Raw genomic sequence first — 21,301 nt, 5'->3', positions numbered from 1 at the left:
TTCACCCGAAGTTTTATCTTTGTCGGGTAAATTAATCGAAATTGGCTCATGAAGAAACTTACTTATTGGCTGATGGTGGCGGTCTTGCTCTGCGGAGTAAGTACGGGCATGGCTCAGCAACGGAACAAGGCATACGAAGACTATATCAAGAAATACCGGAGCATTGCGGTGGACGAAATGAAGCATTACCGCATTCCAGCAAGCATTACGCTGGCGCAGGGATTGTTGGAGTCGGGAGCGGGCAGGAGCGAACTGGCTCGGAAGTCGAACAATCACTTCGGCATTAAGTGCGGCGGTTCGTGGGACGGACGTTCGGTGCGCCATACCGACGATGCGCCCAACGAATGTTTCCGTGCTTATAAGCATGCGAAGGATTCGTATCGTGACCATTCGAAGTTCTTGCGTTCGGGCGCGCGTTACGCTTTCTTGTTTCGCCTGAAGATAACCGATTACAAGGGCTGGGCGAAGGGATTGAAAAAGGCGGGATATGCCACCGACCCTAAGTATGCCAACCGGCTCATCAACATTATCGAGACGTATGACTTGGATAAATACGATAAGAAAGGCGGTTTGAAGTGGGCGGAAGAGTTCCCCAATCCGCACCAGCCTTATTTGGCGAACGAGCTTCTTTATATTATCGCCCGCCGGGGAGATACGTTTAAGAGCATCGGCAAGGAGTTTGACATCAAGAAGAAGAATGTGCGCAAGTATAACGAGTTGCCGAAGGATTACGAGTTCCGGGGAGGCGAAATCGTATATTTAGAAGAGAAGCGCAAGAAGGCGACCAAGGACCATATTTCGTATATCGTGAAGGAGGGTGACTCGATGTACAGCATTTCGCAGATGTTCGGCATCAAGATAAAGAACCTGTATAAGCTGAACAAGCTGGATCCGGAAACGGCGGAGATTCAGGTGGGGGATATTATTTGGTTGCGGTGATGTCTTAATTCAAACGCAGAGACGCAAAAGCGCAAAGTTTTTATTTTTTAGAGATAGCTGAGTGTACAGAGGGAAACATTAGTTGAGATAAAATTAGTAATGATATGAAAGAGAAAATGGTACATACTCCAGCTTTTGAACCGGATAATTTGATGGAAACGGTGCTTGTGCAGTTGCCCAAAGCAGATTTAGGCTTTCTCAAAACATTAATAGACCGTATGGGATGGCATATCAGGAAACGGTCGGTATGCGAACAGTTTTTGGATGATGTTCGTAATGGCGATGTTTATGAGTATAAAAGCGTAGATGATTTATTGAATGAGCCTGAACCATGAAATACCGTTGCTTTGAAGAGGAATTCCTGAAATCTTAAAAAAACAAGCCCCCGGACCGCAAATGTGCAGCCGGGGGCTTTGTCTTGAGAGATTGGTTTAACTATTACCTATGAGTAGTATGTATTATTTCACTTCTCCGGTTCCGTTGGCGAAGTTCAGGTATATCTTTTGTCCGGCTTCTCCGCTTACTACGTATTCGGGACCGATGTCTCCCCATCCGTTGCCTACGTTTGCGTTTTCACGGTAGAAGATGGTTTCTCCGTCTTTCAATGTGAATTCCAGACGCCACCAGTCGGTATTGGCTTGGATGCACATGCGGATTTCTCCGGTAGCTCCAAGGACGGGCGATTCGAAGTTGCCTTCTTTGGTGTCGGGCACGGTGAATTTCCAATCGTCTGTATAAGCCCATGAGCCGCTTGCCGTAGCTCCGAATACGTAGACATTCGGTTCGTAGAAGGTCATGGTGAACGCATAATCGCTGCCTTTCACTTCGGCTTTGACGTAGAGGATGTACCATCCGGCTTTGCTTACCATGATGTTTCCGTCGCTTGGCGCTTCGGATACGCCGGCTTTAGCTTTATCGTCTATGGTCAGGCGGCTATCGGTATATCCGATGTATTCGTTCACCATGGTGCCGAACTTGAATACCGCTCCGGCATCGAACCATACCATTGACCAGAACTCGCCCGGCATGCCGTTGACTATGGTCATAGGCAACCATGTGCTCCATCCTCCGGCACCAATGGTCGAGCCGATGAGGTACATTTCGGTAGGAGGCTCAAGGGTCTGTATGACTTCGCCTAATTTCACTTGGTCCAGAGCGACTACGTTTGAAGTGGAAGCCCCTAACGTGCTGTTGGTGATTTGTGCCGTGAGGCGTATGTAGGCGGAGATGGTCTTGCCTATGGTCTCTTCGCCGGGATGTTGCTCCTGATATTGGGCTACCAACGCTTCGTTCACTTCGTCGGGACGGAGTGCGATGGAAGTCGAGCTATAGGTAGTGTTGAGGGTGGCGTAACTATCCTCGGCAAAGTCTGATGCAAGGCTGACCTGTACCGTGTAGGTGGTAGCGGCTGTATATCCGTAGTCGGGCTGGGTCAAAGTGAGCCGTATGGTATCGTTGGCTCCCAAGTCGTACACCCGGTTTTCGGGTTCGTTCAGCGTGAATGTTGACGCGTCGTGATAGGTCGGATTATCGTCTCTATCCGTTTCGCAGGCAGAGAAGAGCATCATCCCCATTCCTGCTATGCATAATATATTCGTTATTTTTTTCATGGTTATCCTTGTTTTAGTCATTAATATCCTTCGTTTTGGCTCATGTTCGGATTGTTGTTGATGTCGGTTTCAGGAATCGGGAACACGTTATAGATATCGCTTACCGATTTTCCTTCCTTCACGCCGCCTTTCCAATCCCATAAGTATTTGTCGGTGGTAAAGCAATCGAAGCGTACCAAGTCTGAACGGCGGCGTCCTTCCAAGTAGAATTCGCGTGCCCATTCATCCAAGATATACATTTCGTCAATCTCGTTTGCCTGAGGTTGGGTAGTGCATCCGCGGTGGCTTCTTAAGGTCAGGATGTCTTGCAGGGCCGCATTGGTATCGTTCAAGCGGAAATTTGCTTCGGCACGTGTCAGATAGGCTTCTGCCAAGCGGAACAAAGGAATATCGGTATCGGGATATTCGGTGTGGCTGGTTGATCTTCCATCGGAACGGATGTTCTGCCATTTCACGATAGAGAGTCCGCTCTGGAAGCTATTGATGGCACTTGGGTCCATGGTACGCTTTCCTCCTCCGGCTCCTGAGTAGAACATGGCACGGTCGTCTCCTGCGGCTTCAACGATATCTACGGTACGCACGCCGTATTGTGCGTCCCATGCATCGATAGCGGCATCATTGGGCAGGTCTGCTTGTGCCGGAACTTCTACGTCTTCCGGAATCATCGGAACGTCTTTGTTCGGGAAGAATTTATATACCAATGCGTTGCGGGCAACGATACAAGACCATCCGTTGGTGGTTCCCATGTAGGGCATACCTCCGGTACGTGCTCCGCAGACCAAGTAGGTAGAACCTCCATAGTTGCGGGTCTTCATACCGTCCTGGCGAATCGGGAGGATGATTTCCTTCATGGCTTCCTCGTTTTCGTCATTATCTGCCATAAACATCAGGCGGTAATCATTGCACAATTGGTATGCGCCCGAATTGATGACCTTATCGGCATACGTCTTGGCATTCTGATAATCAGCCGTACCTGTATAAACTTCGGCGTTCAGATATAAGCGGGCACGGAGCAACCAGTTTGCGGCTTTGTCGGCACGTCCGAAGGGAGCTTCTCCCGGTTCGTACATATCGGCTTCGGCTTCCGCCAGTTCGGTTTGGATGTAATCATACAATTCTTTTCCGCCTTTCTCTACCGGCAGGTCATTGCTGAAATGTTCCTTGAACGGAGCTTTGCCGAAGAGGTCGATGAAGTACCAATAGTGCAAGGCGCGCAAGAAACGCACTTCGGCACGTTGGCGGAGCGATTCGGCATCGGTCAATCCTTCCGTCTGGTCGAGGAAGAAATTGAATTGGGTGATGTCATATCCCAAGCGGACATATACCCATTCGGTACGTTGGCTGGACGAGTTCCAAGAAAGTCCGGTGAACTGAGGGATGTCCACATTGTCTTGCCATACCCAGATGCACTCGTCGGTAGAGAGTTCGTTGCAATTGAATACGGTACGGTAGAAGCCCGATTCGCCTTCGTCTTGCCCGTCGAGGTCAGGAGAGCCAGCCAAGCCTTTTTGTCCGGTCAGTCCTAACATGGCGTATTGTTTTACGAATGCTCCGGCTTGGTCAAAGCTGGAAGAGCTTTGGGGGTCGATGGAACTGATGTCAAGATCGTTGATACATGACACGTTCCCTAATATAGCGGCAACGACTAATGCCGCCGATAATATAGGTTTAAAATAGTTTGCTTTCATGTCAATTAATGTTTTCAAGGTTTAGAATTGCAAAGTTAATCCCAATAAAAACGTTACCGCACGCGGGTAGGGGCTTCCGTCGATACCGCTTTGTACTTCCGGGTCGAGTCCGTCATACTTAGAGATGATGAACGGGTTTTGGCAAGTAGCGTAGATACGTCCGCCGATGCCCTGATAAGCTTGGCTCTTGAACAATTCCTGGAACGAGTAGCCTAACGTAATGTTATCGCAACGGAGGAACGAAGCATTGCGTACGAAATAGTCGCTCATGTAGTAATCGCCTTGTCCGGTGAATCCTAAAGCAATCGCTTCTTTCGTGGTGTTGCTATATGCGGTATTCGAGAAGATACCCGACTGGCCGGTCTTGGCTTTACCTGCCAAGAAGTCATAGTACACGTAGTTGTTCAGGCTGGCACGGAGCGCGAAGCTGAAGTCCCAGTTCTTGTAGGTCATCTTCGAAGTGAAGCCCATCAGGAAGTCTGCCGCCGGCTTTTTGTAGATGTACTTATCGGCTGCATTGATGATACCGTCACCGTTCCGGTCAACGAACATGTTTTCAATCGGTTTTCCGTTTTCATCATACACTTGTTGGTATACGTAGAATGAGTTTGCCGGATAGCCCACTTTGTTCACTTGGACTTTTGTGTTGTTTCCCGGTGAGATTTTGTTTCCTGTCTCTACGTAATAATTAGAGGCGTCTCCGCCGGTCAATTTCGTGATTTCATTGTGGTTCCATGTGAAGTTATAGGTTACGTCCCACATAAAGTCTTTCGTAACGATGGGTTTCGCGTTGATAGAGAATTCCATACCGTAGTTCTTCAACGAACCGATGTTCTGAAGCATTTGTGCATTGAAGTTGGTCCCTACCGGAATCTTGACACTATTCAGCAAGTCATCGGTCTTGCGGTAATATCCGTCGATGTTACCTACGATACGTCCGTTCAGGAATCCGAAGTCCAAGCCGGCATTGTACGTAGTGGTCTGTTCCCATTTCAGGTTCGTGTTGAACGCGTTCGGACGGGAAGAATGGTAATAATCGTTATCGAAAGGATATTGCGCATAGTCATCGCTCACGATATACAACGGCATGTAAGCAAAGTCGGCGGTTACGTCTTGCTGGCCGGTGATACCCCAACCCAAGCGGAGTTTCAGGTCAGAAAGGAAGTTAACGTCTTTCAGGAAGTTTTCTTCTTTCAGCTTCCATCCCAATGCCAACGAAGGGAACTTGCCCCAACGGTTTCCGTCGGCAAAGCGTGAAGACCCATCGAAACGCATGGTAAAGGTGAGCAAATAGCGGTTCTTGTACGAATAGTTCAAACGTCCGAAATAAGATACCAAGGTGTTGCGGGTTGCGTAAGCGGTCTGACCACGTTCTTGTACGTCTTGTGCCACTCCGGCATAGCTATCCCAACCTTGAGCTTCGGTATATCCGTTGCGGTGGAAATGTTGTTCCTCACCACCCGCCATGACATCAATGCTATGGTTTCCCACCTCCTTGATGTATTGCGCATAGACATTGTAAGAGAGGTTATACTTGTACTCGGTAGAAAGCTGGTCTCTTCCGTAGTAGTTGTATGCGTATGAATAGGGTGACCAAATTGTAGTCTGAGTACCTTCGGCATATTCACCTCCGATGCTGGCATGCAAGCGCAGGTCGGGCAAGAAATGGAATTTATAGTCTACTTCCACGTTTCCTACAAAGTCATTGCTATTAGCCGTATCGTCTTTTTGTTCCAATGCAGCCAAGGGGTTTCCCGGAGTGTTCTTGTTGGTTGTATAGTTCCAGTTGGGGTCAGAGAAACCGGAGGTTGCTTGTACGTTCTGGTAATATCCTCCTACCGTGGCGTACATCGGGTCATCGCTATATACGGGACGGGTCGGGTCCATAGCCATAGCTCCGCCGATACCTTCCGCATAGCGGTTCTTCCCGTTCATGTATTTAGCGTTCACATTCACTTTCAAGTGGTCATCGAAGAACGAAGGAGCCAAGTTGACCGATGCGGTGAAGCGTTGGAAATCGGATGTCTTCACGATACCGTTGTTCTTGTTGAAGCCCAAAGAAATACGGTAGGGGAGGTTCTTGAATCCGCCGTTGATAGATACATTGTGTTCGGTGCTTACGGCTGTACGGAACACTTGGTCTTGCCAGTCGGTGTTGGCATCACCCAATTCGGCGGGCAGGGCATCGCCCCATAATTGGTGCGCATATTCGCGGAACTCGTCTCCGTTCAACACATCGTAACGTTTTTGGGTGGTAGCTACCGATACCGAACCGCTATAGCTTATGCGTGGAGCCTGACCTTCTTTACCTTTCTTGGTGGTGATGATGATGACACCGTTTGACGCGCGCGAACCGTAGATAGCCGTAGCAGACGCGTCTTTCAATACGGTGAAAGTTTCGATATCGTTCGGGTTGACCATTGAAAGCCCGTTCGACATACCTTTGATACCGCTATTGTCCAATGCAAGTCCATCGATGACAATCAACGGGTCGTTGCTGGCGTTCAACGAAGACCCTCCACGGATGCGGATGGTGGCGCCACCGCCCGGAGTACCGTCATTCGAGATGACGCTCACACCGGCAACTTTACCGGTCAACATGTCTTGCGCGTTGGTGGTGATACCTTTACTCAGTTCATCGGGCTTGATAGCTGTAACCGAACCCGTAGCATCGTCTTTCTTTACTTGTCCGTAACCGATGACCACTACTTCTTCCAATAATTCGCTATCATCTTTTAAGATGACATTCATGTTAGCCGCCGCAGGGAGTTCCTGAGTTTTGTATCCGATGAAGGAGATGGCGATAATGTCTCCTTGGTTTGCTTGCAGGGTGAAATTACCGTCGAAGTCGGTAATCGTACCGGTGGTGGTGCCTTTTATCAACACGCTGGCGCCGATGACCGGTTCACCTAAATTGTCTTTCACAACTCCGTTGACCGTAATGCTTTGCGCAAAGGCTTGCACGGAGAACAGCATTCCCGCTAACCATAGCAGCAGGAGCTTGTTTCGTCTTTTCAGTTCTTTCATTTTCATGTTTATTAGTTTAAGTATGAATAATAAAAAATAGTTCTCTTCATTATTATATATGTGTGTTTACCTATTGAAGAACTCTGTGTGTTTCCTTAAATTAAACGCAGAGACGCGAAAACGCGGAGTTCTATTTTGAGAGGGCAAAGCGCGCAAGAGAAGTTATCTGGTTTTGCGGCCTTTTGCCTTCTCTAAAATAAATGCTTTGCGCTTTTGCGCCTCTGCGTTTTAAATGTTCATCCAACTAATCCTGAAAAAATCAATCTTTTATTTCCTTTATTGATATCGCGTAGCCTCCGCCGATGCCAGCTTTCAAGTTCAGCTTGCTCTTGGCGGTCACTTTCTTCTTGGTGATGGTGTATGCCTGCGGGTTGTTGTTCCATGCGGTACCTTTTGCGTCGGCATAAATCGTGGCTTCATACTTCTTGTCGGGGTCGAGGAAGTCGAGGGTAAGTTTCGACTCGTGTCCGTTATATCCTGCCGAGCATCCTACGTACCAGTCGTTCGAATGCTTGTCCTTGCGTGCGATGGTCACATATTCTCCCGGTTCGGCTTCCAAGTAAACGCTCTTTTGCCAGTCTACGGGCACATCCTTGATGAACTGGAAGGCATCCATGAAGCGTTCGTAGTTTTCGGGGATATCCGCCGCCATTTGGAGCGGGCTGTACATGGTGACGTACAGGGCGAGCTGGCGGACGAGGGTAGAACGCACGTGTGAGGTGTTCGTGGGGTTCATCTTGCTGCAATCCAGTTCGAAGATGCCCGGCGTGTAGTCCATCGGGCCTCCCAAGAGGCGGGTGAACGGAAGGATGGTGGTATGGTTCACGTTGTTTCCTCCGAACGATTCGTATTCCGTTCCGCGGGCAGATTCGTTTCCGATAAGGTTCGGGTACGTGCGGCATAAGCCGGTGGGACGTACCGCTTCGTGAGCGTTGACCATAATCTTATAATCGGCGGCTTTGGTCACGGCATAGAGGTAATGGTTCACCATCCATTGTCCGTAGTGGTGTTCTCCGCGCGGGATGATGTCGCCCACGTATCCGCTCTTCACCGAGCTATATCCGTTATCTACCATGAATTGGTAGGCTTTGTCCATGTGGCGTTCGTAGTTGCGTACCGAGGAGGAAGTTTCGTGGTGCATCATCATTTCTACGCCTTTGCTTGCGGCATAGCGGTGAAGTTCTTGTACGTCGAAGTCGGGATAAGGAGTCACGAAGTCGAACACGTAATCCTTGCTCTTGCCGAACCAGTCTTCCCAGCCTTGGTTCCAGCCTTCCACCAATACGGCATCGAATCCATGCTTAGCGGCAAAGTCGATGTAGCGTTTTACGTTTTCGGTATTGGCGGAGTGGATGCCGTTGGGCTTGGTTTGCGAATAGTCGGTTTCTCCTAATTTCACGCTATACACATCGTTGGTGTATGCCCAGCTTCCGCGTCCGGTAATCATGTCCCACCATACGCCTACGTATTTCACTGGGTGAATCCACGAGGGGTCGGCTATCTTGCACGGTTCGTTCAGGTTGAGGGTGATGCGCGAGGCGAGGATATTGCGCGCGTCATCGCTCACGATGATAGTACGCCAAGGCGAATGGCACGGAGTCTGCATATATCCTTTGTCGCCCTTTGCGTCGGGAGTGAGCCACGATTCGAACACCATGTTCTTGTCGTCTAAGTTCAGGCTCATGCACGCATAGTCCACCAATGCGGCTTCATGCAGGTTGATATAAAGCCCGTCATCGGTTTTCATCATCAGCGCGGTCTGTACGCCGGTGGGCGAGAAGACGTATTGCGAAGAGTTCTCGGTAACGGCTTCTTTCATCTTAGCGCGGATTTCCGAGAGGCGTGATGTCGTATAGTCATACTCCTGCGTATCGTAATCGCCCGGAATCCAGTAAGCGGTGTGGTCGCCCGCCATGGCGAATTGCGAATGCTCTTCTTTTATGACGAAATAGTTCAGGTTTTGTTGTTGCGGGAATTCATAACGGAATCCCAAACCGTCGTTGAAAAGGCGGAAACGGATAACGATGCTCCGGTTGTTCATCGGTTGGTCGAGGGTGACTTCCAATTCATTATAGTGGTTGCGGATTTCGCTTTCTTCGCCCCATATCGGACGCCAAGTCTCGTCGAAGGTAGAAGTGCGCGTGTCCTTAATCTTGAATCCGTTCATCAGGTTCGCGCGCTTGTCCACGCCCGCCTTGTCTTTCATTTCCGTCCATTCGAAATCGGTTTTCTTTTCGGGGTCTTCGCGTTTCAGTTCCAGTCCGAGGGTGCTGGGCTTGATGACCGCCTTGTCTTTAAAGGTAAGGTCGTACACGGGAGCACCTTGTTCGTTGAGGCTGAAGTTCATCACCAGATTCCCGTCTGGTGAGGTCAGCTTCTGTGCGTTTGCGCAAAGGGCGAAGCCGCACATAGCCACGAGGGCAAAACTTTTCTTGATGTTCATACGTTTATTAGGTATTAAAAGTTAATGAAATTTTTGTTTCAATTTTCCGAAAGCAAAATTATGTGTCTTTCAAATCTTTTCTTCTCGTATGACGGAAAATATAAAGGTGTATAAAGTGTAAGTGCTTGTTTGTTAGTGTTTTCAGTATTCTCAGTATGTGTAAAAATAGAAGTAGAATTTAAACTGTAGGGGCGTATCGCATACGCCCTGAATGCATTATGTGGATGCTTTCGGGCGTATACGATACGCCCCTACATTGGATATTTGCGGATATTCATTTTTTAGAACTCTAACAAGAGGATTTCTCTCGGTTGCAATTCCAGAGTCTCACCCAAAGCTACGGTGCGTCCGCTCAAGAAATCTTTTGCTTCCGCACGGGGCAGCACTTCGCGGTACGGGGCAAGGTTCAGCGTTTGGGCTTTGTCGGTTCCGTTCATGATTACAACCGCCGATTTGCCGTTATGCTTGCGTTCGTATACGTATGTTCCGTTTTGGATAGAGAAATGTTTCAACGAGCCTTTGCCTATTACGGCGTTGCCCTTGCGCCAGTTCAGGAGCTTGCGGGTAAAGTCGAACGCTTCTTTCGCCAGTCCGGTGCGTCCTTCGGGGACAAAGCTGCTTGTAGCGTCGCCTGCCCATCCTCCGGGGAAGTCTTTGCGCAAGTCTCCGTCGCCTTTCGCCTTATCGCCCGTCATCAGGATTTCAGTCCCGTAATAGATTTGCGGAATGCCGCGGGTGGTGAGCAGGAAGGTAAGGGCTTGTTTGTAGCGGTTGATGTTTTTCGCCTTTTCGTCATCGGTGGTGAAGCGGGCTGTATCGTGATTGTCGAAGAAAGTCAGCAGGTTCATCGGGTTGGCGTACACCAAGTCTTGGGTCTGATAATCATAGAGTTTATACAAGCCTCCAGCCCAATCGTTGGTTTCCTCGTCGAAGGCTTGGTTCATCAGGGCTTGCAAGGGGAAGTCCATCACGGTAGGCAGATATGAGTTCTTCGGGAAAGCCAATTTGCTGTCTTTTTGCCAGTAAGATATCAGCACGTTGCTGTTCAGCCAAGTTTCGCCCACGATATTGAAATAAGGATATTCGTCCGTCACTTCCTTACACCATTGGCTCATGAAGTCGAAGTCGGCATACGGGTGAGTGTCTTGGCGGATGCCGTTGATGCCGGCGTATTCTATCCACCAGATGCTGGTTTGGATGAGGTAGCGTGCCACGTGGCGGTTGCGTTGGTTCAGGTCGGGCATCACTTCGGTAAACCATCCGTCGGTGGCGATTTTCTTCTCATATTCGCTGGCGTGTATGTCCATCACGCTGGCGGTCTTGAACGAGGTCTGAACGTATTCCGAGCGGAAGTTGAACCAGTCTTTCGAGGGCTTGTCGCGGAACAGGTAGTTCTCGCTTCCGCAATGGTTGAATATCATGTCCATCACCACTTTCAGCCCTTTGCCGTGCGCTTGGTCCACCAAGTCCTTAAATTCTTCGTTGCTCCCGAAGCGGCGGTCTATCTGATAATAATCGGTAATGGCATAGCCGTGGTACGAGCCGCCCGGCATGTCGTTTTCTTGCGTAGGGTTGAGCCAGATGGCGGTCACGCCTAAGTCGGCGATGTAGTCCAGGTGGTCGGCTATTCCTTTCAGGTCGCCCCCGTGGCGTCCGAACGAGTCGTTGCGGTCTACCTTGTTCTCTAACATTCCTTCCACGACGTCATTCTCCGGATTGCCGTTGGCGAAGCGGTCGGGCATAATCAGGTAGAGCACGTCTTCCGAAGTGAAGCCCTGTATGTCGCTTCCCTTGCGTGTGCGTTGCTTCAGTTCGTAGGGGATAGTGGTTTTCTTCTTCCCTTGGCTCAAGGTGATGTCGAACGTTTGGGCGGGAGCGTCCGTCAGGTCAAGGTAGAGGAAGAGGTAGTTGGGGCTGTCCTGCCGCACGGTTTCTTTCAGGATGACGTTCTTTCCCGTAACGGATACCGCCGAGGAGGCGATGTCTTCGCCGTGAAGCATGATTTGAAGTTCAGGGTTCTTCATGCCCGCCCACCAGAAGTTGGGGGCAATCCGGTTGATTTCCATAGCCGGAGCCGCTTTGCAGAATCCTAAAAAAGCAAAGGCGGCGAGCAAAGTAAGCCATAATTTTTTCATGATACTAATTGTTTTATATTAATGAATAATGTTTCCCATGCTTTTTATTTCACTAATAATTTGTAGGGGCAGGGTTTGCCTGCCCTGAAAACATCCACGTGGATGCATACGGGCGGGCGAACCCCGCCCCTACAGGTAATCTATTGATTATGCAACCGTCTGCATTGTCCGGTGTATATACTTGCATCGCTCGATGAAGATAGTTGCATTTTCTTTGAACAAATATAGGAAAATAGGAAAATGTTTTGTATATTTGGAAGCGGAATATAAATGTGATATAATGATAAATGCTTGATAATAAAACAATTGCCTTAAATTTAATAGTGAAAAATATAAATCAAATGATATGAAGAAGAATGTTATATTTTGGGTGTTAGCACACTTTTTTGCCTTGGCTTGCATGGGGCAAAGCTCAAACGAGCGGATTCTGAAAGAACTGGACGGGGTAATCGCGAAGAAAAAAGAATACAGCGCGGAGCGGGAAAGGACGATAGCCCAGCTGAAGCAACGCCTTGCTAATGAGCACGACGATGCGTTGAAGTACACCCTTTGTGATGAGCTTTTCAATCAATACTTGCATTATCAGGCGGATTCAGCCTTGCATTATGTCGACGAGATGCAGAAATACATCCGTGCGGCAAAGCAATCCGAAGCGGACGTGATTATCCACCGTGCCGATGCGATGGGCGTCATGGGAGCGTATAACGAAGTTTTGCGCCATGTGGAGCAGATAGACCGCAATTCGGTCACTCCCGACGTGATGTTGAAATATTACTATGCCATGCGTACGTATTACGGTTGGATGGCGGGTTATACCATTATTCCGTCGGAAAAAGAAAAATACCTCCGCAAGACCGCCTGCTACCGCGACTCGGTGCTGATGCTGGTGCCCGAAGGGACAGCGCGAAGCATTTCACTGGCGGAAAAGATGATTCTCGACTCGCAATTCGACGCGGCTATTCCGGTGCTGAATAAAGCCCTGTCCCAGCCGATGAGCATACAGGAGAAGGCATACGTCAATTATACGCTTGCGTCGGTCTATGAGGCGAAAGGCGATGTCGACATGCAGATTTATTATTTGGCGCAGACCGCCATTATCGACCTTTCCATGTCCACGCGCGAGTATGCTTCCCTCCAGCGGCTGGCATGGATACTTTATGAGCAGGGCGACATCGAACGCGCGTACCGGTATTTGCGTTGCTCGATGGAAGATGCCGTGGCATGCAATGCCCGCTTGCGTTTCCTCGAAGTGACCGAAATCTTCCCCATCGTCAACGAAGCCTATTCCGAGCGTGTAGCTGCCGAGCGGCGCATCCTGAACATCCTTTTCCTTACGTTAGCGGTGATAGCGGTGCTGCTCGTCATCGTGGCGTTGCGCCTGTACTCGTGGAACAAAAGATTGTCTCTCATGCGGGTGGGGCTTTCAGACGCTAACGAAGAGCTGAAGAAGGTGAACGAAAAGTTAGCGCAGACCGGCAGGATAAAAGAGGTGTATATCGCCAATTACTTGGACCGTTGCGTGAGCTATCTCGACAAGTTGGAGCAATACCGCCGCTCGTTAGAGAAGTTGGCGATGGCTTCGCGCATCGACGATTTGTTCAAAGCCATCCGTTCCGACCAGTTCTTGCGCGACGAGAGGAAGGAATTCTACATGGAATTCGACAAGTCTTTCCTCGAACTTTTCCCCAATTTCATTGAAGATTTCAACGCATTGTTGGCGGACGACGGGAAGATTTACCCCAAAAAGGGCGAACTTTTAAATACGGAATTGCGCATTTTCGCCTTAATCCGTCTCGGCGTGACCGACACCGCGCGCATCGCCCACTTCCTCGGTTATTCGCTCGCTACGGTCTACAATTACCGCAGCCGCATCCGTAATAAGGTGAAAATCAATAAGGAAATGTTCGAGCAAGACGTGATGAAGCTATGACAAGCGTGACAGTTGTGACAGATGACAGTTACAAAAATGGATTAATCAGAATGAAAAAGAATGTGAATATTAAAATATATATATAAATATATTTGTCACTTTTCTCTCTCTTGTCATTTCTCAAAAAAACGAACTGTCATCTGTCACAACTGTCACGCTTGTTGACTTTTCCTAAAATCAGTTTTTATATATTATTGATTGCAATAATATCTTGATACTTAATGATTTAATCGTTGTCTTAGCGAAAAAGTCCGATTCTGTTAACAGATTTTTACAGGGGCAGGCGTCAGAAGCTTGGCTATCCGGGAAATGTTCCCTACCTTTGCTTCTGACTTGAAAATTTTCAGACTCTATAGATTCAATGCCCTATGAAATTCTGTAACAGCTTCGATGCCCTTGCGGAAGATGTCGAGGCGGAAGTTTTCGTTAGGCGAGTGGATGGCATCGCTCTCCAGCCCGAAGCCCATCAGGATGGTCTTGATGCCGAGAATCCGCTCGAAATCGCTGATGATAGGGATGCTTCCTCCTCGGCGTACCGCCAACGGCTGCTTGCCGAACGCTTTGGCGAATCCCTGTTCCGCCGCCTGATAGGCAGGGTGGGTGATGGGGCAGACGTAGCCTTCGCCGCCGTGCATCGGAGTTACCTTGACCTGAACGTATTCGGGAGCGATGCTTTGGATATAGTCGATGAACAAGCGCGAAATCGTCTCGTGGTCCTGATGCGGCACCAGGCGGCACGACACCTTGGCATACGCTTTCGAGGGCAGCACCGTCTTCGAGCCTTCGCCGGTATAGCCTCCCCAGATGCCGCAGATGTCGAACGAGGGGCGGCAACTGTTCCGCTCTAAGGTGGAATATCCCTTTTCGCCCTTCAATGCCTTGACCCCGATGGCTTGCTTGTAGGCTTCCTCGTCGAAGGGGATGTTAGCTATCATGCGGCGTTCGGCTTCGGGCACAGGTTCTACATCGTCATAGAAATGCGGCACGATGATGCGCCCGTCGGCATCGGTCACCTTCGCTAACAGGTCGCACAACACGTTGACGGGATTTGCCACCGCTCCGCCGAAGTGTCCAGAATGGAGGTCGCGGTTGGGACCCGTCACTTCGATTTCCCAATACGCCAAGCCGCGCAGCCCGGTGGTGAGCGAAGGCAGGTCGGGACCGAGCATACTGGTGTCCGACACGAGAATGACGTCCGCGCGCAAAAGTTCGCGGTGTTCCTTGAGGAAAGCGTTCAGGCTGGGCGAGCCGATTTCTTCTTCGCCTTCGAAAATGAACTTCACGTTGTGGCGGAGCAAGCCTTCGCGCACCATGTATTCGAACGCTTTCACCTGTATCATGGCCTGTCCTTTGTCATCGTCCGCTCCGCGTGCCCAAATACGTCCGTCGCGTATCTCCGGCTCGAAAGGCTGGCTTTTCCAAAGTTCCAACGGCTCGGCGGGCATCACGTCGTAATGGGCATAAATGAGTACGGTAGGCGCTTCGGGGCTGATTCGTTTTTCGGCATACACTAACGGATTGCCCGCCGAGGGCATAATCACCGCTTCGTCGGCTCCCGCTTCGAGGAGCAGTTGGCGCCAGCGTTCGGCGCAGGCAAGCATGTCTTCTTTGTGTTCAGGCAAAGCGCTGATACTGGGAATGCGTATCAGGCTGGCGAGTTCGTCGAGGAACCGTGCCTCGTTTTCTTCAATGTATTGTTTGATTTCCATACAGTTGTGTGTTTATAGAACGCAGAGACGCAAAAGCGCAAAGTTTTTTAATGAATGTCCGCAAAAAGCCAATGTAGGGGCGTATCGCATACGCCCTGAAAACATCCGCGTAGATAAGGTGTGTGCATTCGGGCGTATACGATACGCCCCTACAATTAATTGGGTGAAATGCGGACATTCATAGTGAACTTTGCTTCCTCTTAACGATATTCTCTGCGTCTTTGCGTCTCTGTGTTTATTAAAAAATTACATTCTGCTGGCTTTATCCAGTAAATAATAGTCGAGTAGGGTCATTGCCGCCATGGCTTCTACGATGGGCACGGCACGGGGCAATACGCAGGGGTCGTGGCGTCCGCGGGCTTTCAGGACGGTTTCGTTTCCCGCCTTGTCTACCGTGGGCTGTTCCATGAGGACGGTCGCTACGGGTTTGAAAGCTACACGGAAATAGATGTCTTCGCCGTTGCTGATTCCTCCTTGGATGCCTCCCGAACGGTTGGTGCGCAAGGCGATGCGTCCGCCTTCGTTATAGAACAAATCGTTTTGCTGGCTTCCCTTCAGATCCATGCTTCCGAATCCTTGCCCGTATTCGAACCCTTTGGCGGCGTTGATGCTCAGCATGGCGTTCCCCAATGCGGCATGAAGTTTCCCGAATACGGGTTGTCCCAATCCAATGGGGCATCCTCGGATGACGCAGCTCACTACGCCTCCGATGGTATCGCCTTCGCCCTTTACACGCAGGATAAGCTCTTCCATTTGCCGTGCCAGTTCAGGGTCGGGGCAACGCACGGGATTCTTTTCAATGCACCCGAAGTCGTATTGTGCATAGTCTTTATCCAAAGCCAAGGGTCCCACTTGCGAAGTGAATGCCGTTATCTGCACGCCTATTTCTTTCAGTGCCAGTTTGGCTAATGCACCCGCTACGACACGTGAAATGGTTTCGCGTGCCGACGAGCGTCCTCCGCCCCGATGGTCGCGTATGCCGTATTTCTGTGTGTAGGTGAAATCGGCATGCGAGGGACGGAACACGTCTTTCATGTTGTCGTAATCAGCCGAATGCTGGTTGGTGTTCCATACCACGAACCCAATGGGGCATCCCGTAGACACTCCCTTGTAGATGCCCGAAAGGAACTCTACGGCATCGGCTTCCTGACGTCCCGTAGTCAGGGCAGACTGCCCCGGACGGCGGCGTGCAAGTTCTTGTCTTACGAATTCCTCATCGATGCGGATGCCGGCAGGAAATCCGTCAATCACGCCTCCAATCGCTTTTCCGTGCGATTCGCCGAAGCTGGTCAGCGTAAATATATTTCCAAAAGTGTTGTTCATACGTATATGTCGTTTTTACCACAGAGGGCACAGAGGCACACAGAGTTTTAATTATTTCCTCTGTGCCACTCTGTGGTGAATAATTAATTCGATTCAAAATTTGCTTCCTGCTCCTCCGCCTCCGAAGTCTCCTCCTCCGAAACTTCCTCCGCCGAAGCCGCCTCCTCCGTGTCCTCCGCCTCCGAAGAACGGACCGCCTAAGAAGGGCCAGCCGTTTCCTCCGCGGTGATGGAAATCATCGTCTTCGCGTACACGGCGTTGCTTGCGCACCACATTGCCGCAATTCCCGCACACGTAAGTCACTTCTTCTATGCGGTATCCGTCTCCTTGCGAAAAGCTCTGTACCGATATCTGACGGAGCTTATGTTTGTGGCATTGCGGGCATCGTTTGCGCTGCTTGGCGTTGAACCATAAGAACAGGGGGACGAGGATGAAGCAGCAGAAGAAAATGGCGAACAAGAGCAGCGTGTCGTTTTCTTCTTCGGAAGAGGAAACGGGATTGCCTGTCCCGCTCAACTGGGCACGCACCGCGCGCACACCCTCTAACATGCCAGCGTCCCATTCGTCTTTACTGAAATGAGGATTCATGTAGCGCACCTGAATCCGCTTGCATATTGCGTCGGGGAGGTCGCCTTCCAAGCCATATCCCGTGGCAAACTGGATGCACCGCTCGCCCGTGACGAGAAGGATGACCAGCCCGTTGTCGGTCTCTTTCCTGCCCACTCCGTTTTCCCTTCCCAACCGGTAAGCGAAATCGAAACAATCTCCGCCTTCTATTTGCCCTACCGCTACCACTAAGGTTTGGATGCCCGTTTCGCGTTCGAGGGCGTAAAGTGTCGTGTCGATGGCATAGACCGTGGTTTCGCTCAAGATGCCGTCGGGATTGCTCACGTAGCGCCGGGCATCCTGCAGGTGAACCATGGGGATGTCTTCCACCTTATATACGTTGGTTTGCGCCCCAAGCGTGGTACAGGCGAATAGCAGGAAAAGCAACAAATGTCTTTTCATAAGCGAGGATTAGAACTTGACTTCGGGTGCTTGTTCGGCTCCTTCTTCCGCTTCGAAGTAGGGACGTTTCTCGAATCCGAAGATGCCCGCAAAGATGTTTTTCGGGAACCGGCGGATGGAGGTGTTGTATTCGCGTGCCGTCTCGTTGAATTTACGCCGTTCTACGCTGATGCGGTTTTCCGTACCTTCTAATTGTGCCTGAAGTTCCTTGAAGTTTTCGTTGGCTTTCAGGTCGGGATAATTTTCGGTCACGGCAAGTAAGCGTCCCAATGCGCTTCCTATCTCGCCTTGCGCACGTTGGTAAGCCGCTAATTTTTCGGGAGTAAGGTCATCAATATCGACCGACATTTGGGTAGCCTTAGCGCGGGCTGACACCACGGCATCGAAAGTTTCCTTCTCGTGTGCGGCATATCCCTTGACGGTGTTTACAAGGTTCGGAATCAGGTCGGAACGCCGTTGGTATTGGTTTTCTACATTGCTCCAGGCTGTTCCCACTTTTTCTTCCTGCGTCACCATCGAGTTATACGAAGAGACACTGTATCCTATCAGAACGACAAGAACTACAATCACGATAATCCAAGTTTTTTTCATACGATGTTTCTTTGTTTTATTGGTTTGCAATATTTTTATAATCAATCAGAAATGAATTACGAAAACCTTTTGTCATTCTGAACGAAGTGAAGAATCTCGAATGCGTTCACGTGGGTATATACGAAATCCTTCACTTCGTTCAGGATGACAATGCATCAACTATTTTTCGCAAATCATTTTTATGTTACTATAGTTTATATACAATTCAAGGGTTGACGTATAGGTGACCGACTATTATGTATATCGTTGATTAATGATACAATTGCTTTCATAAAATAATCTCCTTTCCGATTTTGTTTGTTCACAAAGATACACCTTTTCTTTTAATTTTCAAGATATCCCTCCACAAACTTCCGCACTTTTCCGGTATATTCTTCGGGATAATCACGATACGAGTGGGCATGGTCTACTCCGGGAACTACCCATAGAGCTTTGGGCTGAGGTTTGGCTTCGTAAAGCCGATACACCATCCACGTAGGTACAAAATCGTCTTTATCGCCATGAATGAAAAGCATGGGTTTGCGGCATTTCTTTACTTGATTCAGAGCCGAAGCTTCGTGGAAGTTCCATCCGTTCTGAAGCTGGCATATCCATTCGGTCACATATAATAAAGGAAAGGCGGGCAGATGGAACACTCCCTTCAATTCTTTTTCGAACTGGTCCCATACGCTGGTATATCCGCAATCTTCCACGAAACACCGTATATAGTCGGGAAGCTTCTCGCCCGAAACCATCATTGTGGTGGCGGCTCCCATTGAGATGCCGTGCACCACGGCTCGGATGGAATCGCCGAAGATATACGGAGCGGTATTTATCCATTGTATGACATCTTTCCGGTCGAGCCAACCCATTTGGATGGCATCGCCTTCGGTTAGTCCCGTATAGCGCAGGTCGGGTAGGAGGATATTGTAGCCTAAAGAGCGGTTGTATAAATATCCGATATGGAACATACGGATGGCATTATCGGTATAGCCATGTACGATAACGGCGGTGTGTGTCGTAGGACGGGGAGCACGTACATAGAAAGCGTGCATACGGATGCCGTCGGGAGCGGTGATAAAGGTATCGCGCAAGGCACGGCATTGGTTCAGGCTGTCTATCCAAGGCACGATGTGCGGATAGGTTTGGCGCATATATGCCATAGAGCCTTCCATGTCTTTCCCGCGGTTTACGGGGCGTAGGGAGAAGTCGAGCATATACAGGCTTCCTCCGATGAGCGAGGCGATAAGAAGAATCAAAACGATTCCGCTTCCGATAAGGACTTTTTTCTTTTTATTTTTCACCACAGATTACACAGATTTAAAATTAAATATACACCACAGAAAGCACTGGAATATTAATTAATTTAATCTGTGTAATCTGTGGTGAGAAAATCATTGGTTCCATATTTCCCACGAGCCGAAGGCTTGGAGCAGGAGCATTTCGAGTCCGTTCTTTACTACGGCTCCCTGGTCGCTTCCTTTTTTCATGAAAAGCGTCGTGTCGGGATTGTAGAGCAAATCGTAGAGCAGATGCCTTGGAGTAAGGCATTCGTATGGGATGTTCGGGCATTGGTCTGCCTGAGGATACATTCCTACGGGCGTGCAATTGACAATGACCTTGTATTCGTCCATGATTTCAGGAGTCAGTTCCTCGTAAGTGATGGTCTGATTGTTGTGCCGGTTCCGGGATACGAAAAGCGTTTCCAGTCCCAGTTGCTTCAAACCGTAGTTAATGGCTTTCGAAGAACCGCCCGTCCCTAAAATCAACGCTTTCTTGTGATGCGGTTCCAATAACGATTCGATGGAGCGGGTAAAGCCGATGACATCCGAGTTGTATCCTGCTAATTTCAGCTTTCCTTTGATCCGTTCGAACTTGATGACATTGACCGCACCTATTTCGGCGGCAACCGTGTCCACACGGTCTAAATAAGAGATGACTTTCTCCTTGTAAGGGATAGTGACATTCAGCCCGCATAAGTCGGGATTCATAGCCACGACTTTGGGGAAGTCTTCGATAGCCGGTATTTCGAAGTTGACGTATTGCGCGTCAATGTTTTCCGATGCGAATTTCTCGTTGAAGAAATTCTTGGAAAAAGAATGTCCGAGCGGATAACCTATCAAACCAAATTTTTTCATGACATGAAGTTTATAAACAGATTACTTAGTTGCAAAATATAACGTACAGATGCCCAATGTCAGCCTTTTGAAGATAACCTCCCGGAAGCCTGCCTTACGGAGGATGTTTTGCATCACTTCTCCTTGGGGGAAAGCCTTAATGGAGTTAGGCAAATAGGTATAGGCACTACGGTCTTTAGAGAACAGTTTCCCTAAGTTGGGGATAACGATTTTCGAGTAGAGGGCATAAAGTTGCTTCATCGGGAACCATTCGGGCTCGGATAGTTCCAGAATCACAAGGTGTCCGTCCGGAACCAGTACCCGATGCATTTCTTGTAATCCCTTATCGAGGTTCTCGAAATTCCGCACACCGAAAGCCACGGTAATGGCATCGAAGCGGGCATCGGGAAAGGTGAGTGCGGTGCAGTCTTCTTTGGCGAAAGAGATGTGCGCGTCCAGATGCGCTTGCTTCACTTTCTCCCTTCCTACGTTCATCATTCCTTCCGAGATGTCGGTCCCTATCAGTTCCTCGGGCTGGAGCATACGGTAGGCTTGTATGGCGAAATCACCCGTACCTGTGGCTACATCCATGATGTGTTGCGGATGGTATGGCTTGAGCAGGCTGATGGCTTTGCGTCTCCAGCTTTTGTCGATGTCCAGCGAGAGCAGGTGGTTCAGCTTGTCATAAGCAGGGGCAATGTTGTCGAACATCTTTTCCACTTGTGCCGCTTTCCCTTCGCTTTCGTTATAAGGCTTGATTTTCTCTTGGGGATAATGAGTCATTTGCTATATCAAAAATAGG

Annotated in this window: 15 protein-coding genes; 3 read left to right on the top strand and 12 right to left on the bottom strand. The window is 49.5% G+C overall.

Annotation, left to right across the window (positions count from 1 at the left end):
- Positions 1–48 precede the first annotated feature (48 nt).
- Both B5F91_RS03590 and B5F91_RS03585 read left to right on the top strand, forming a co-directional pair.
- Positions 49–939, top strand: a complete 891-nt coding sequence (locus B5F91_RS03590) for a glucosaminidase domain-containing protein (RefSeq protein WP_087427740.1) — start codon at positions 49–51, stop codon at positions 937–939.
- A 104-nt stretch (positions 940–1,043) separates the two neighbouring features.
- The gene (locus B5F91_RS03585; RefSeq protein WP_087427739.1) at positions 1,044–1,274 is read left to right on the top strand and encodes a hypothetical protein; all 231 of its coding nucleotides are present in this window, start codon (positions 1,044–1,046) and stop codon (positions 1,272–1,274) included.
- Between the two features lie 123 nt (positions 1,275–1,397).
- Here B5F91_RS03585 and B5F91_RS03580 read toward each other — a convergent pair whose 3' ends face one another.
- From B5F91_RS03580 to B5F91_RS03560, 5 genes are all read right to left on the bottom strand, one after another.
- Positions 1,398–2,549, bottom strand: coding sequence for a SusF/SusE family outer membrane protein (locus B5F91_RS03580; RefSeq protein WP_087427738.1), 1,152 nt, complete (start codon positions 2,547–2,549; stop codon positions 1,398–1,400).
- 20 nt (positions 2,550–2,569) lie between these two features.
- Positions 2,570–4,237 carry a starch-binding outer membrane lipoprotein SusD gene (gene susD / locus B5F91_RS03575; RefSeq protein WP_087427737.1) on the bottom strand — a complete coding sequence of 556 codons (1,668 nt, stop codon included), beginning with the start codon at positions 4,235–4,237 and terminating at the stop codon, positions 2,570–2,572.
- A 21-nt stretch (positions 4,238–4,258) separates the two neighbouring features.
- Entirely contained in the window at positions 4,259–7,264 is a 3,006-nt protein-coding gene (locus B5F91_RS03570; protein ID WP_087427802.1) for a TonB-dependent receptor, read from the bottom strand.
- A 259-nt stretch (positions 7,265–7,523) separates the two neighbouring features.
- Complete coding sequence (locus B5F91_RS03565) at positions 7,524–9,707, bottom strand: glycoside hydrolase family 97 protein (RefSeq protein WP_087427736.1); 2,184 nt, start codon at positions 9,705–9,707, stop codon at positions 7,524–7,526.
- A 281-nt stretch (positions 9,708–9,988) separates the two neighbouring features.
- Positions 9,989–11,773 carry a glycoside hydrolase family 13 protein gene (locus B5F91_RS03560; protein WP_239416227.1) on the bottom strand — a complete coding sequence of 595 codons (1,785 nt, stop codon included), beginning with the start codon at positions 11,771–11,773 and terminating at the stop codon, positions 9,989–9,991.
- 415 nt (positions 11,774–12,188) lie between these two features.
- Between B5F91_RS03560 and B5F91_RS03555 the strand changes: the two genes are divergently transcribed.
- Positions 12,189–13,772 carry a DUF6377 domain-containing protein gene (locus tag B5F91_RS03555; RefSeq protein ID WP_087427734.1) on the top strand — a complete coding sequence of 528 codons (1,584 nt, stop codon included), beginning with the start codon at positions 12,189–12,191 and terminating at the stop codon, positions 13,770–13,772.
- Between the two features lie 350 nt (positions 13,773–14,122).
- Here the strand turns inward: B5F91_RS03555 and B5F91_RS03550 are convergent, their stop codons facing one another.
- The 7 genes from B5F91_RS03550 to ubiE all read right to left on the bottom strand — a co-directional run bounded on the left by B5F91_RS03550 (position 14,123) and on the right by ubiE (position 21,282).
- On the bottom strand, positions 14,123–15,481 hold the full coding sequence (locus B5F91_RS03550; RefSeq protein ID WP_087427733.1) for a dipeptidase: 1,359 nt from the start codon (positions 15,479–15,481) through the stop codon (positions 14,123–14,125).
- 246 nt (positions 15,482–15,727) lie between these two features.
- The gene (gene aroC, locus B5F91_RS03545; protein ID WP_087427732.1) at positions 15,728–16,804 is read right to left on the bottom strand and encodes a chorismate synthase; all 1,077 of its coding nucleotides are present in this window, start codon (positions 16,802–16,804) and stop codon (positions 15,728–15,730) included.
- 93 nt (positions 16,805–16,897) lie between these two features.
- Positions 16,898–17,812 carry a TPM domain-containing protein gene (locus B5F91_RS03540; RefSeq protein ID WP_087427731.1) on the bottom strand — a complete coding sequence of 305 codons (915 nt, stop codon included), beginning with the start codon at positions 17,810–17,812 and terminating at the stop codon, positions 16,898–16,900.
- Between the two features lie 9 nt (positions 17,813–17,821).
- A complete protein-coding gene (locus B5F91_RS03535) occupies positions 17,822–18,403 on the bottom strand; it encodes a LemA family protein (RefSeq protein ID WP_087427801.1) in 582 nt (193 codons plus the stop codon).
- Between the two features lie 323 nt (positions 18,404–18,726).
- Complete coding sequence (locus B5F91_RS03530; protein WP_087427800.1) at positions 18,727–19,686, bottom strand: alpha/beta hydrolase; 960 nt, start codon at positions 19,684–19,686, stop codon at positions 18,727–18,729.
- 90 nt (positions 19,687–19,776) lie between these two features.
- Positions 19,777–20,520, bottom strand: a complete 744-nt coding sequence (locus B5F91_RS03525) for a shikimate dehydrogenase (RefSeq protein WP_087427730.1) — start codon at positions 20,518–20,520, stop codon at positions 19,777–19,779.
- Between the two features lie 21 nt (positions 20,521–20,541).
- The gene (gene ubiE, locus B5F91_RS03520) at positions 20,542–21,282 is read right to left on the bottom strand and encodes a bifunctional demethylmenaquinone methyltransferase/2-methoxy-6-polyprenyl-1,4-benzoquinol methylase UbiE (protein ID WP_087427729.1); all 741 of its coding nucleotides are present in this window, start codon (positions 21,280–21,282) and stop codon (positions 20,542–20,544) included.
- Positions 21,283–21,301: the final 19 nt, after the last annotated feature.

Source organism: Bacteroides sp. An322 (assembly GCF_002161765.1).
Classification (GTDB): Bacteria; Bacteroidota; Bacteroidia; order Bacteroidales; family Bacteroidaceae; genus Phocaeicola; species Phocaeicola merdavium.
Note: the sequence above shows the minus strand (reverse complement) of the source record. Positions and strands in the feature narration are given on the sequence as shown.